Consider the following 12,420-nt stretch of genomic DNA (forward strand, 5'->3'; position numbering starts at 1 on the left):
TGACATTTATTACTGTTGACAATAATAATAGGTGGGCTCACCGTTTCCCGTTATAGAACAACTCCTTGATTTTACTATGAAGAGATTTGGTTATGTTATGAAAATAAAAGGAGGTTGGTAATTAATACCTGCGTTTATAATGCAAATTTGTGCGCTTCTGTATATTAAGCAACAATTGTTTTACTTGGGCTCTATTTTTGGTCCGATAAAACTTAATAAATTATTTTGATATGAAAACAGTCCATTCAAAATCCTTAATCGCCAGCATACTTTTGGTGTTCTTGTTTTTTAATGTCATTGCCAATGAAGGTGATGAAAAATCACTATTGTGGAAAATTTCCGGAAAAGGACTTGAAAAAGAATCCTATCTCTTCGGCACTATCCATATCATTTGCCAAGATCAGTTCTTTATGGATGAAAGGATCGAAAATGCCCTGGAATCTACCCGGAAAATCGCTTTGGAGCTGAACATGACGGATCCGAATATCATGGCAGAGATGCAACAGCTTTCTGTCAACAAAGACTTCAAAAACATCAAAGGCGATTTAACAACCGAACAAGCTGCTGCAATGGATGAGTTTCTAACCAAATCCTATGGTGTAGGATTAGATCAATTGGGTATTTTAAAACCCTTTGTCCTATCTTCCATGGTCATGCTCAAAATGCTGCCCTGTGAACAACAAAGCAGCTATGAGATGTTTTTTGTAGAAAAAGCCAAAGACCGGCAAATAGAAATGGTGGGCTTGGAGACTGTCGCCTTTCAGGTAGGGATTTTTGATGAAATACCTCAAAGAATACAAATAGAGGACCTCGCAAAGCTTGTTACGGAAGATGATGGCATGGAAGAATTTGAAAGTTTGGTGGCCGCTTATTTGGAAGAAGATATCGAAGGACTTTATCGTCTAATCACCGATAATGATATGTTCAAGGAATATGGTGATTTGCTATTGGCCGACAGAAATGCCAATTGGATACCTGTCATTGAAGAGCTGATTCATCAGCAGTCAACTTTCATTGCAGTAGGAAGCGGTCACTTGGCTTCAGAAACGGGGGTGATAGCTTTATTGAGAAAAGCAGGGTATACGGTAGAAGCTGTGAAATAACCTGATGAAGGGTAAGGAGGTTTTAAAAAGGATGAAGGTGGTAACCTTTGAGGTCTTTTTCTAGACCTCGAAGGTTTTCCTCCTTAATAGAAATAAGAAATTGTCTTTTCAGTTAAAGTTCGCGATTCATTTTTTTCGATGTTCGTTTCTTCATAAACCTCCCTTTATGTCGAAATTTGTGCCCTCAAGAATTTCCTTTATTAGGAATCAATTTCCGAAGGTTTTTAGGATACCAAACAGTGTCAGAAAAAATTTTAAACCACACCAAAATGAATCAAATTATTCATCTTTTTCAAAGTATAGGTAAACGTAAATGGCCATTCCAAAACTTGTAGAATTTGTGGAGGCCAAACGATAACCTTTTTGAGCATATTCATCCAATTTTGATTGAATTTCTTCTTGTGACTTTTTAACGATATGCTTGGAATCAGAAGTTATTTTGGTGTAATAAATCAGAGATTCAACTTTGTATGATTTCATAAACAGTAATTTTGGATTTAAAAAACTGATAACAAATGATTAGTAATATTAACTAATAAATTTTACTGCTATTGATTTTTTCCCCAAAAAAATATGAAACACAAAATACTTGGCTTTCTTCGATCTTTACAAAGGAAAAATTTTGAAGAATTTCTTTGAAGAATTTCAGCTTTTTATCTTCTATTTCCAAAATGAGTTTCGCCATGGTCTTCGCTTTTTTTCAAAAATAATAAATTTTCCCCCATTATTCCTTAAATTATGTCTTCCAACAAATCCCCTTCAATATGGACACCGTCAGCAAACCCGGAAGCATTTCCTGGATCAAAACCACCGCTGTGATTTTAATGGCCGCTGTTTTTTTTCCATTTATAATTCATCTGATTCCCCCGCATAATGGCTTTCCCATCGGGGCCTATCTCCTACCCATGTTTTATATTCCATTCATTGCTCTCTTTTGGTATGATTGGAAGGTGGCCCTACCAATAGCCATACTGGCACCTTTGCTCAATTTTCTGGTTACCGGTAATCCGAATTGGGGATTTTTGATGGTACTTACTTTGGAGTTGGTATTATTTACAGGAATTGCCTTTCTCCTGCTCAACCATAAAACCTTAAAATGGATAGCAGCACCTTTTGGATATATTGGCGCTAAAGTGATTTCTTCCCTGCTGCTGTTTGTCATCCCCTTCATGCCTGCTGCGCCGATGGAGTTTTTCCTTGGTTCTCTATCCCGTGCATTACCGGGTATCGGGATATTGTTTTTGTTGAATTTCCTGCTTCTGAAATACGGAAATCCAACTTGGGAAATCTCAAAATAAATCCTACCAAAAACCTTCTTCAATCATGGCAACCAAACAACCCTTAACCCTAACCCTCATCCAACAAAGACTGAACAGCTACCCCATTCCCCATGCAGATTTGGTCATCGGAATTGGGAGAGGTGGTGCCATACCTGCCCAAATGGTCGCTCAAAAAATGGGGGCAAAATTATTGGTAGTTCAAGTCAACTACCGTGATGATGAAAATACGCCGCAAAGAGAAATGCCGGTTTTATTGGAGGATTTGAAGGTACCCGTGGAGAAAGGCTCTAAAATTTTATTGGTGGATGACGTGTTGGTTACAGGCCAAACTCTGCAAACTGTCAAAGAAAAACTGCAAGGCTACGAAGTGGTCACATTTGTTTTCAAGGGAAAAGCGGACCATGTACTGTTCCCGGAAATCAACACATGTGTGGATTGGCCATGGAAAACCCAGGAAATCTCAAACTCGGAAGAACCAAAAGACAGGAGAGCCTTCCTCAAATCATTGGCAGGATTGACTGCAGGAATGATGCTTCCCCTTTCCGGAAAACCATTGACTGATGCTTTCGGAAATATACTTGCTACCAGAAGCACTCCTGAAAGGGATCGATTAGGTGAACTGCTTCCCAAACGGAAATTCGGAAAAACAGGTACATCAGTCACCATGTTGGGCTTGGGTGGGGCACATATTGCCCGAATGAGTGAAAAGGAAGCCCAAAAAACCATCGAGACAGCACTGGCAGGTGGGGTGAGATTTTTTGATAATGCTGAATCATACGGTAATGGCTTATCGGAAAAACGATATGGCATGTTTCTAACCCCAAAATACCGTGACGTCGCCTTTATCCAAAGTAAATCAACCGCTAGAGATGCCAAAACTATGAAAGAACATCTGGAAGGCACCTTGAAAAGAATGAATACCGATTACTTGGACCTTTGGTTTATCCATGCGGTGGGAAGTCCATCAGATGTGGACAATAGAATCAAAAACGGTGTGCTTGATGTGGTATTGGAAGCCCAGAAAAGCGGAAAGGTGAAATATGTAGGTTTCTCCGGTCATTCAGATTACAAAGCCCATCAAAGGATGCTGGAACGGACCGATGCCCTTCAGGTCTGTCAGATGCCCATCAATGCCTTTGACCCCAATTACAAAAGCTTTATCAACAACGTCCTTCCCCAATTGCTCAAAAAAGATATGGCTCCAATTGCCATGAAAACCTTGGCAAATGGTGGGTTTTTTGGAGGTACTTCCCACTTTAGCCATGGAGACAAACCTAGAATTGTTCCCAATGCGCTGACTGTCGAAGAAGCCCTTTACTTCTCTTGGTCTCTTCCGATATCGGTTTTGGTGACTGGTGCCGACCATTCAGAAATGCTTCAGGAAAAAATCGACCTGGCTAGAAAGTTTAAAGCTTTGGACGAAAAGAAGCGAATGGCCCTAATAGAAAAAGTGGCCGGTTTTGATGGGAGATTTGTGGAGTATTATAAGGTTTGATGATTTCATTTAATAGTGAATTAATTCCTAAATTGTCAATAAAAAAAATGGTAAATTCTACCCTCCACACCATCCTTGGTTCGACAGGTAACATCGGAACTTCTTTGGCCAAAGACCTGACCGCCTACACTGACAATATCCGATTGGTCAGCCGCAATCCTTCGAAAATCAACCCAAAAGACCAATTGATGAAGGCTGATCTTTTGAATCAAGGCGAGTTAGATGAGGTAGTTAAGGGTTCTGATATTGTCTATCTTGTTTCCGGCATCACTTACAAAACCAAAATTTGGCAGGAACAGTGGCCTATTATCATGAAAAACACCATTGAAGCATGCAAAAAACATGGGGCAAAATTGGTGTTTTTTGACAACATGTACTGCTATGATCCATCACATGTCGGTCACCTAACTGAGGAAATTCCTGTCAATCCCCAAAGCAAAAAAGGGAAAGTTAGGGCTAAAATTGCACAAATGATCTTGGACGAAATAAGTTCAGGTCAACTAACTGCCATGATCGTCAGGGCAGCGGACTTTTACGGCCCGGGAGCAAAACTGAGCTTCCTCAATGAATCGGTTATCAACCGCATGAAAGTCGGAAAAACCGCTCAATGGCTTTATGCAGGCGACAAAAAACATTCCTTTACTTATATCCCGGATGCAGCCTATGCCACCGCATTTTTAGCACAACAGAAAGATGCCTGGAATCAAGTGTGGCATTTACCAACCTCCAAGGCTTATCCCACAGGACAGGAAGCTGTAGACATCATTGCCAAACATCTTGGGGTTGAGCCGAAACTTCAGATTCTTGGCCCCTTTATGCTCAATTTGGTTTCTCTCTTTATCCCTGTTTTGAAAGAAGTTAAGGAATTAAGGTATCAGTTGGATCAGGCTTATTGTTTTGATTCCTCTAAGATTGAAAAGGCGTTTGGGCTCAAACCTATTGAATTGGAAGAAGGGTTGAGAAAATGCCTTGAGTAGCTTATGGGAAAAATTTGTAAATATCTTTTCTGTGAAGAGCTCTTTCAAAAATAATTTTACCATTCGAATATTGAACTCCAATTCTATATTCCCCAAATCTTGCCCGATAAAAATTCTTGTATCCTTTTAACTTGATAAACAATCCAGTTTCTTCTAAAGATTTGTAAGATTCAGCCTCCTCAAAAACCAATATTTCTATTTTTTCTCTAGTTGGAATCGGAATTTTCAAAAGATCCTTCAAAAACTGTTTATTTACCTGTATTTCCACCTTTTTCTTCGGTTTTCATTTTCTCATAAAGTACTCTCGCTTCATTTAATGTAAGAACTTCAGTAGGATCATTTTCCTCCATGTATTTACCAAGAGCATAATCTTCAATTAGTTGCTCAAGTTTTTCATAATCATTGATGTCAATTTGCACAGCTACCTTCTTTGAAGATTCATCAATGATATATTTTTTCTTTATCTCTTCCATATTTTTTGAAAATCAATTAAATGTACAAAATTATTGAAAATTAATTTCACAAAATCCAATGTCGTTCAAAAACATCCGCGAAAGGGATATTCCTTTGTTCTTTGCCCTCCTTTTGGCGGCATCAATGACGCTCTTTTTTATGGTCAGTGTCAATTTAGCTTTCATTGGTCTGGCATTGATATACGTGTTCCAACAGTTATTCGTATTGAAAAAGATCAGACAAAACGATCAGGCATCATCTTTTAATGGGTTTTTTCCAAGTTCCAGAAACTACTCAATATAAGCTTTAATCCTCTTCGATTTCCTCTGGCTTTTCATAATTTCCTTCAAATTCCTCAGCTACCAAATCATCTTGACTCAACCAATATTCTGAAGTCAGGATTTTAAAATTCTGTCCATCTGTTGTTGCCAAATCCCATAGAATGTCTTCCGCTTCCGGAAAAGGAGTTGCGCCTGTCATCTTATCTCCAAACAACCTCTTGATCAGATTGCTGTCGGAAAGTCCTTCACTCAATAATTTGAGCGTGACTTCTTTCGTCAATTCAATATCCTCATCTTTTCCAAGAGGGGTAATGGTACACTCAAACTGACTGGCTTTGGTGTTGGGGAATTTGCCATTAAAGGCTTTATACAACAGTTGGTTGATGTGAAAAAGGGTGCCGTGAAGATTGATCTCCGGGTATTCCTCGGCTATCTTATCCAGCAACATGTCATTTGAAATCTGTTCTATCTGCCCTTTGTTCAAATCATCACTCAGCTTATATTCCAAAACAATGGCAGCAGCTTCATTGGGTTCATAATCGGTTATGGCCATCATCAACAACTCCCGCAATGAATCTTCATCCGAACTTTCAGCATCAGGAAATCCAAATAGACCCAATAATTCAATATAATCCGCTGTTGACCAATAATCTGAAACCTCATCTAAAGTTTTGAATGAATTGATTTTTATTTGAAATTTCATAGTTTTTTTAAATTTTGTACAAGTTAGTAAGTAATCTTTATCAATTAAGGGATTAACTCGGATATATCTGAAGTCACTAGGCAGATATTGAGTGGCGAGGGCGCTAGGTGTAGATTGTAACTACACCTTTTTTATCCTTGGAATTTGTAATTCCAGTATAGATGAAATATTTTTAGTTATGGGAGAAGCTTTTCAAATTAGAGACTAAGAAATGCCGTATTTTTTGACTTTCCAAGTAGTTGGATGGGCTGATGTTTTTTCAAGAAAAGATTACAGGGATTTTATTTTGGAAAATCTGACATATTGCAGGAAAGAAAAGGGACTATATTTATTCGGGTTCGTAATTATGACAAACCACATTCACTTAGTCGTTCAACAGAAAGATGGAAAATTGTCCGATTGGGTCCGTGATTTCAAAAAATTTACCAGCAAGAAATTGCTAAAAATGATTCAAGAAAATCCACAAGAAAGCAGGAAAGAGTGGTTGAAGATGGTTTTTTCTTATCATGCCAAATTCAACAAAAGGTCAGGTGAAGTACAATTCTGGACACATGAGAACCATGCCATTGAACTTTATCGTCCTGAAATGATCGAAACCAGAATGAATTATATTCATGAAAATCCTGTAAGTGCCGGAATTGTGGAAAAGCCTGAAGATTATTTATATTCTAGTGCCCGAAACTACTCTGGATTAAAAGGTTTGATTGAAGTGGATTATTGGTGATCATGCATTGATTTCCAATTGTAAATTGGTTGGTATATTAGAGTGGTTACAAACTACACCCAGACGCACCAAACGCTAGATTAAACCTAGTGGGGATTATATATTTGCGAGGGCGCTGGGTGTAGATTGTATCTACACCATTTCTATCCTTGGAATTTGTAATTCCAGTGATGATGGGTGTTTTTAATACCATTCAAGTGCCGGAAAATTCTCAGAATAAATAGGTTCGATTGAAGTAGTTTTTGGTGATCCTGCGTTAAATTCCAATTGCAAATTGGTTGGAATATGAGGGTAGGACAAAGCGTAAAGAAATATCCGCTGATACGGATATTTTAGCTTTGGGCCAGCTTGTGGGGATGCCAAACTAAACCCAGTCAGCTCCGAAAGCTAGATTACACCCAGAAAGGGCTTTATTTCTCACTTTAAAAGACAAAAAATGAATTGAAAATATGATAATTCAAGGAAATAGAAAAATTATTCTAGGGGTCTTGATGAATGATGGACCATCAACACTTCAATTTGTTCATCACTTCTCAACTCATAAATGATTCGATGATTACCTTCTATCAATTCTCTAACATTCTCATCATTCTTTTCTGGTACCACCCTTCCAATTTTAGGCATCTTTTTTAAAATATTCACTTTGTTGAAGAGTTTCTAAATAATTGAGGAGGCATATTTATCTGAGAACCTGCTGCTATAATTTCCGATATTGGTCAAATCGTCAATTGCCCTTTCTGCCCAGATTATTTTAACCATTTTTCCAGTTTCAGTTTAGCTTCTTCCTCTGAAAAAAATTTCCCATCCAGAATTTGTTGTTGTCCTTCTTCTATTTTCTGCAAAATCAGTAATTTCTCCATTAGTTCATCTACAGAAAATTCTTCCGGCATATCCTGAATAGTTTCCAATAATTGTGACTTTTTCATTGTATTTTGTGTTAATCAAACTCAAGATACGAATATATTTTTTTCCAGCCTTATTTTTTAGTCCCTGTCCGACTGGGCTGATCAAAAAAACTCAATTCAAGTTCGTCCAAAACCAGAAATTACTCAGAATAAATAGCTTTGATTGAATTGGTTTTTGGTGATCATGTGCTGAATTCCAATTATATCCCGATAGCAATACGAAAGGTTGGAATACAGGGGTAGGACAAAGCGTAAAGAAATATCAGCTGATACGGATATTTTAGCTTTAGGCCCGCTTGTAGGGATGGTAAACTACACCAAGGCACCGCTAAAAGTTAGAATACATTCAGAGAGGGGCTTGTTTGCTTTAAAATTTAGATTTGTTTTCTTTTAGCCTTTTTTTTCTATTTATTTCAAATTCAGTCACATTAGAATTTGAAATCAGGGAAATCAAATATTTATTGGATAAATCAATGTATGGTTTGTATACTTTTTCAAAACTATATCCTTTGGGATCCATTTTATTCTCGGTTAAATTGTAACTTATTACATATCCAATTTTGATTTCTACTTCACTATTTTCCCATGTTTTGTGAATAAAATTATTGTCTTCATCTTTAGGGATATCTTCTTCTTTAAACTTTTCTCCAAAAAGTGTGCTTGCACGATAGACAAAAAGCGCCGATGGTCCCTGCTTTACTAATTTTCCAACCTTTACCCCTTTCCCATATTTTTGATCAAGTAAGATTGAGATTTCTTCTAATAAAAGTTCTGTTTTTTCCTGAAAGTCTAACTCAGACGATAAGTATAATTTATATAAACCATAATATTGGTGCTCTTGTGGAAAAGTAGTGAATGTAAAATTTAATAGCTTCACTTTGTCCCTAAATCTGTTATCATGGCTTCCAAAGTAAATATTATCAAAAGATTTTAAACGATAATCAAATGTTGAGTCACTTATGCTTCCGATCATTTCAATATCAATCTCATTTAATTGAATAGTTGATTCTTTATCTACTACCAATGTGTCTTTAGACATTTCTTCTTCAACAATAATATCATGCCCACTCATTTTTGAACTATTTTTATAATTACAAGAAAATTGAAGTATGATGTGGATTAAAAGCAAAATTACTGTTTTTGAATAACTAGGTGCCATAATTTATGCTCTGATGTAATTGTTGTTAATATTTATAATATTTAGTTAAAATTATCACATCCCCATCACCATATTCGATTTCTTTTAATTCGTTCATTTTAAAAGAGCTATTTGAATATCTGTAGGTAAAAATTATTTTCATTGATGCAATTAATTAAATAGTTTCAATGAAATGAAGTTGATCCACCTAAATTATTAGAGAAGACTTGAGCCTTTTTTATGCATTCTTTTATCAATGAAATTATTTCGTATGTAGTCATAGTTTTAAAATTTTCATAATTCAGAATTTTGCAGTCTCGATTTAAGTAAATTAATTATTGTCCTGCATCCATTTTCATATCCTTCAACTAAAATCCTATATTGATTGTCCATGTTATTGTAAAGTTCGGACTTATTTATTAGCTCACTTAATCGTTCAGTAACAATAGTCTCAAGAACATTTATATTTAAAACAAGGTCACCAAGTTCATTCTTAAATATGATTCTTTCGGTTGGATTTGTAGAATGATAGGATATTTCTAATCCTAATTTAGGAAAATAACTATGTGTTATTCCATGCCTGTAAACTTCTATCAATACTGATAGTTCATTCTCTGTAATTGGAGGTGATAATGACTCAAAAAAATTTTTAAAATTTTTCGTCGTTCGTTTATAATTAGGCTCTGTTCTAATTAGAAATCCTAAAATGTCTATTGTTGAAAACAATACTGATGCATGTGGAATTGTACACCTTGAAATGAGTGGAGTCCCAAACGTAAACAGAAATGAATTAGGGCTTTGTGTCGTTGGTATTACATGAGTTTCAATTGAAGTTTCACGAATCCTTAATTCTTCAGCTTCTGCATTTCTAGCTAGTCCACGAAAAAGCTCCAAATCACCAAAAAGATATTTTTTCAAATAGACTAGGTAATTATAAACTTCTGTTGATTCATGAGACATGTTCTTAATTTATTTTTTCATTTTCGATACACTTTATGTATTTAAATATAACCCAATTTAACCTATTTTGCAATCTCACCCTATTACATCAATGGTTTTGCTACTTCTGATTATATCTCCTAGTTTTGGATGAGAACATTATAGCTATGAAAAACATATTCATCATCGGACTTCTAGGTTTAATCCTCTTTTCCTGTAACTCAGGTCCAAAAAATCCTGCGGATCAGGTTTATATCAATGGGATAGTCTATACCGTGGACGAAGCCAATCCCAAAACGGAAGCGGTGGCAGTCAAAGACGGGCTGATTCTGGCAGTGGGGACTACCGAAGAAATCCAAGAATTTGTTGGCAAGAATACAGAAACAATAGACCTTCAGGGCAAAACCATGACCCCGGGATTTATCGAATCCCATGGTCACCTGATGGGAATTGGGTACAATAAACTGGATATCGACCTGATGTATGTCAAAACCTATGACGAACTGATCGAAAAGGTAGCCGAGGCTGCTGCTAAAGCTGAACCCGGGGAATGGATAACAGGCAGGGGCTGGCATCAGGATAAATGGTTGAAAATGCCAGATAATACCATAAAAGGTTTCCAGACCCATGAACAGCTCAGTGCCGTCACCCCCAATAACCCGGTTTTTCTCTCCCATGCTTCAGGACACGCCTCATTTGTCAATCAAAAGGCAATGGAAATGGCGGGAATTACGCCACTGGGCAATGAAAATCCCAGGCAAGAAGTCGAAGGTGGTGAAGTGTTAAGAGATGAGTTGGGGAATCCTACCGGGGTATTGGTGGAAACGGCATCAGGACTGGTAAGGAAACTGATTCCGGAAGATACACCTGAAAGAAGGGAAAAGGCTTTGGAACTGGCCTTGTTGGAATTGGCAGAAAAAGGTATTACCTCCTTTCATGACGCAGGAAGCGGGCAGGATTTTATTGACCTTTTGGAGCAGTTTAAGGAAGAAGACCGGCTCACCTCAAGATTGTATGTCATGCTTTCCAGCCGTCAGCCTGAACTGATACAGGAATGGTATAAAAAAGGACCTCATATAGATCAAGACCACATGGTCACTGTACGATCCATTAAACTCAATATGGATGGTGCTTTAGGACCTTGGGGCGCTTGGCTACTGGAAGATTATGAGGACAAACCCGGACATACAGGACACGAGACCATGCCTATTTCACTGGTATCAGAAGTATCAGAGAAAGGTTTACAATTAGGGTTTCAGGTTTGCGCACATGCCATTGGGGACAGAACAAATCGGGAAGTATTGGACCGCTATGAAGCTGCCTTTTCCAAATTTCCGGAAATCACTGACCATCGCTTCCGAATAGAACACGCCCAGCACATTCATCCGGATGACATTACGAGATTTGGTGAAATGGGAGTTATAGCAGCCATTCAGGCCATTCATCTGAGTTCTGACAGGCCCTGGGCCATCGGACGTCTAGGGGCGAAGCGGATCAAGGATGGTGCATATGTTTGGCAAAAACTGCTTCAGTCAGGAGCAACCATTTCCAACGGAACTGATGCACCTGTGGAACCATTGGATCCTATCCCCTCTTTCTATGCCTCTATAACCCGAAAAACCCTTAAAATGCTTCCTGAAGGAGGTTATGAACCTGATCAAAAAATGACAAGGGAGCAGGCGCTGAAATCTTATACCCTGGATGGTGCCTTCGCGGAATTTGAGGAGAATTTCAAAGGCTCCATTGAGGTTGGAAAAGCAGCTGACTTCACCGTTTTTGACAAAAATATCATGGAAATTCCTGAAAATGAAATCTTGGATTCGAAAGTGAAAATGACTGTGGTGGGAGGAAGGATTGTTTATCTGGAGGATTGAAAGTGGTTGCAGAGGAAATTTATTGGAAGATTAAAAATTGGAAAATTAGGGGACTGATCAAATCATAAAGTTTAGGATACTTGACTAAGAGGGATTGGTATTTTAATTGAACTTAAAGATATACTGAAAATCAACTTTTAGAAAGTTAAGAAATGGAATTTATATCTCAAATTCAAATTCTTATTTCAATTCCAGTTTGTTCGATTTCGGTTGCAAACGGATTCAAGGAATTCCAATCCTGCGCTTTTATTGGGTGGGGTTCAATTCGTAGATCTATCTTCCTCCTTAATTTCATCAATTGTCTTTGGGTAGAGAAAAAATCAGGCATATTTTCAAGGACCAACGCAATATCTATGTCACTCCCTTCCTTTTCCATTCCTTTAGCAAAGGATCCAAAAATATATGCCCTTTTAACCCCAAGGTCTTTGGGAATAATCATGATGTATTTTTTCACAGTATCTATAATTCCTTGATTAACCATATTCTTAATTTCTCATCCATACTTAGCGAAGATACAATATTTTTTATTTTGTGATTCAAGTATGATT

General features: G+C 37.4%; 15 protein-coding genes and 1 pseudogene. 6 read left to right on the top strand and 10 right to left on the bottom strand.

The genetic code is table 11. The annotated features are described in order from the left end of the window. The first annotated feature begins 230 nt into the window (after positions 1 to 230). On the top strand, positions 231 to 1,103 hold the full coding sequence (locus HMJ38_RS22475) for a TraB/GumN family protein (protein ID WP_194976697.1): 873 nt from the start codon (positions 231 to 233) through the stop codon (positions 1,101 to 1,103). Positions 1,104 to 1,382: 279 nt separating this feature from the next. On the opposite strand, the gene HMJ38_RS22480 is transcribed toward HMJ38_RS22475, so the two are convergent. Beyond that, complete coding sequence (locus HMJ38_RS22480; RefSeq protein WP_084122690.1) at positions 1,383 to 1,583, bottom strand: DUF4177 domain-containing protein; 201 nt, start codon at positions 1,581 to 1,583, stop codon at positions 1,383 to 1,385. Positions 1,584 to 1,867: 284 nt separating this feature from the next. Between HMJ38_RS22480 and HMJ38_RS22485 the strand changes: the two genes are divergently transcribed. From HMJ38_RS22485 to HMJ38_RS22495, 3 genes are read left to right on the top strand one after another with little or no spacing between them, the layout of a single operon-like run. Next, complete coding sequence (locus HMJ38_RS22485) at positions 1,868 to 2,401, top strand: hypothetical protein (protein WP_194976698.1); 534 nt, start codon at positions 1,868 to 1,870, stop codon at positions 2,399 to 2,401. Positions 2,402 to 2,426: 25 nt separating this feature from the next. Continuing rightward, on the top strand, positions 2,427 to 3,878 hold the full coding sequence (locus tag HMJ38_RS22490; protein WP_194976699.1) for an aldo/keto reductase: 1,452 nt from the start codon (positions 2,427 to 2,429) through the stop codon (positions 3,876 to 3,878). Between the two features lie 47 nt (positions 3,879 to 3,925). After that, a complete protein-coding gene (locus tag HMJ38_RS22495) occupies positions 3,926 to 4,855 on the top strand; it encodes an NAD-dependent epimerase/dehydratase family protein (RefSeq protein WP_194976700.1) in 930 nt (309 codons plus the stop codon). Position 4,856: 1 nt separating this feature from the next. Here the strand turns inward: HMJ38_RS22495 and HMJ38_RS22500 are convergent, their stop codons facing one another. The 4 genes from HMJ38_RS22500 to HMJ38_RS22515 form a co-directional block, all read right to left on the bottom strand. Beyond that, positions 4,857 to 5,123 carry a type II toxin-antitoxin system RelE family toxin gene (locus HMJ38_RS22500; protein ID WP_194976701.1) on the bottom strand — a complete coding sequence of 89 codons (267 nt, stop codon included), beginning with the start codon at positions 5,121 to 5,123 and terminating at the stop codon, positions 4,857 to 4,859. Continuing rightward, the gene (locus HMJ38_RS22505; RefSeq protein ID WP_194976702.1) at positions 5,104 to 5,328 is read right to left on the bottom strand and encodes a hypothetical protein; all 225 of its coding nucleotides are present in this window, start codon (positions 5,326 to 5,328) and stop codon (positions 5,104 to 5,106) included. The genes HMJ38_RS22500 and HMJ38_RS22505 overlap by 20 nt, the downstream gene beginning before the upstream one ends. Positions 5,329 to 5,358: 30 nt before the next feature. Beyond that, the gene (locus tag HMJ38_RS25820; protein WP_394355079.1) at positions 5,359 to 5,493 is read right to left on the bottom strand and encodes a DUF6364 family protein; all 135 of its coding nucleotides are present in this window, start codon (positions 5,491 to 5,493) and stop codon (positions 5,359 to 5,361) included. Positions 5,494 to 5,614: 121 nt separating this feature from the next. After that, a complete protein-coding gene (locus tag HMJ38_RS22515; RefSeq protein WP_194976704.1) occupies positions 5,615 to 6,292 on the bottom strand; it encodes a hypothetical protein in 678 nt (225 codons plus the stop codon). A gap of 211 nt (positions 6,293 to 6,503) precedes the next feature. Between HMJ38_RS22515 and HMJ38_RS22520 the strand changes: the two genes are divergently transcribed. Then, positions 6,504 to 7,016, top strand: a complete 513-nt coding sequence (locus HMJ38_RS22520; protein WP_228780217.1) for an REP-associated tyrosine transposase — start codon at positions 6,504 to 6,506, stop codon at positions 7,014 to 7,016. 474 nt (positions 7,017 to 7,490) lie between these two features. Here HMJ38_RS22520 and HMJ38_RS22525 read toward each other — a convergent pair. The 4 genes and pseudogenes from HMJ38_RS22525 to HMJ38_RS22540 form a co-directional block, all read right to left on the bottom strand. Next, positions 7,491 to 7,661, bottom strand: a pseudogene (locus tag HMJ38_RS22525) (type II toxin-antitoxin system RelE/ParE family toxin); the annotation flags it as partial. A 101-nt stretch (positions 7,662 to 7,762) separates the two neighbouring features. Further along, positions 7,763 to 7,942, bottom strand: coding sequence for a hypothetical protein (locus HMJ38_RS22530; RefSeq protein WP_194976706.1), 180 nt, complete (start codon positions 7,940 to 7,942; stop codon positions 7,763 to 7,765). A 346-nt stretch (positions 7,943 to 8,288) separates the two neighbouring features. Continuing rightward, complete coding sequence (locus HMJ38_RS22535; protein WP_194976707.1) at positions 8,289 to 9,080, bottom strand: hypothetical protein; 792 nt, start codon at positions 9,078 to 9,080, stop codon at positions 8,289 to 8,291. Between the two features lie 273 nt (positions 9,081 to 9,353). Continuing rightward, positions 9,354 to 10,019: a hypothetical protein gene (locus HMJ38_RS22540; RefSeq protein ID WP_194976708.1), complete on the bottom strand. Its 666-nt coding sequence runs from the start codon at positions 10,017 to 10,019 to the stop codon at positions 9,354 to 9,356. Positions 10,020 to 10,165: 146 nt separating this feature from the next. On the opposite strand from HMJ38_RS22540, the gene HMJ38_RS22545 reads away from it, so the two are divergent. After that, entirely contained in the window at positions 10,166 to 11,872 is a 1,707-nt protein-coding gene (locus HMJ38_RS22545) for an amidohydrolase (RefSeq protein ID WP_194976709.1), read from the top strand. 172 nt (positions 11,873 to 12,044) lie between these two features. Here HMJ38_RS22545 and HMJ38_RS22550 read toward each other — a convergent pair whose 3' ends face one another. Next, positions 12,045 to 12,353, bottom strand: a complete 309-nt coding sequence (locus HMJ38_RS22550) for a nucleotidyltransferase family protein (RefSeq protein WP_194976710.1) — start codon at positions 12,351 to 12,353, stop codon at positions 12,045 to 12,047. Positions 12,354 to 12,420 lie beyond the last annotated feature (67 nt).

The organism is Aquiflexum lacus (assembly GCF_015476655.1).
Taxonomy (GTDB): Bacteria; Bacteroidota; Bacteroidia; order Cytophagales; family Cyclobacteriaceae; genus Aquiflexum; species Aquiflexum lacus.

Coding starts and splice junctions, on each gene's coding strand:
- HMJ38_RS22475 (WP_194976697.1), top strand. CDS start 231: ATGAAAACAGTCCATTCAAAATCCTTAATCGCCAGCATACTTTTGGTG.
- HMJ38_RS22480 (WP_084122690.1), bottom strand. CDS start 1,583: ATGAAATCATACAAAGTTGAATCTCTGATTTATTACACCAAAATAACT.
- HMJ38_RS22485 (WP_194976698.1), top strand. CDS start 1,868: ATGGACACCGTCAGCAAACCCGGAAGCATTTCCTGGATCAAAACCACC.
- HMJ38_RS22490 (WP_194976699.1), top strand. CDS start 2,427: ATGGCAACCAAACAACCCTTAACCCTAACCCTCATCCAACAAAGACTG.
- HMJ38_RS22495 (WP_194976700.1), top strand. CDS start 3,926: ATGGTAAATTCTACCCTCCACACCATCCTTGGTTCGACAGGTAACATC.
- HMJ38_RS22505 (WP_194976702.1), bottom strand. CDS start 5,328: ATGGAAGAGATAAAGAAAAAATATATCATTGATGAATCTTCAAAGAAG.
- HMJ38_RS25820 (WP_394355079.1), bottom strand. CDS start 5,493: ATGAAAGCTAAATTGACACTGACCATAAAAAAGAGCGTCATTGATGCC.
- HMJ38_RS22515 (WP_194976704.1), bottom strand. CDS start 6,292: ATGAAATTTCAAATAAAAATCAATTCATTCAAAACTTTAGATGAGGTT.
- HMJ38_RS22520 (WP_228780217.1), top strand. CDS start 6,504: ATGCCGTATTTTTTGACTTTCCAAGTAGTTGGATGGGCTGATGTTTTT.
- HMJ38_RS22530 (WP_194976706.1), bottom strand. CDS start 7,942: ATGAAAAAGTCACAATTATTGGAAACTATTCAGGATATGCCGGAAGAA.
- HMJ38_RS22535 (WP_194976707.1), bottom strand. CDS start 9,080: ATGGCACCTAGTTATTCAAAAACAGTAATTTTGCTTTTAATCCACATC.
- HMJ38_RS22540 (WP_194976708.1), bottom strand. CDS start 10,019: ATGTCTCATGAATCAACAGAAGTTTATAATTACCTAGTCTATTTGAAA.
- HMJ38_RS22545 (WP_194976709.1), top strand. CDS start 10,166: ATGAAAAACATATTCATCATCGGACTTCTAGGTTTAATCCTCTTTTCC.
- HMJ38_RS22550 (WP_194976710.1), bottom strand. CDS start 12,353: ATGGTTAATCAAGGAATTATAGATACTGTGAAAAAATACATCATGATT.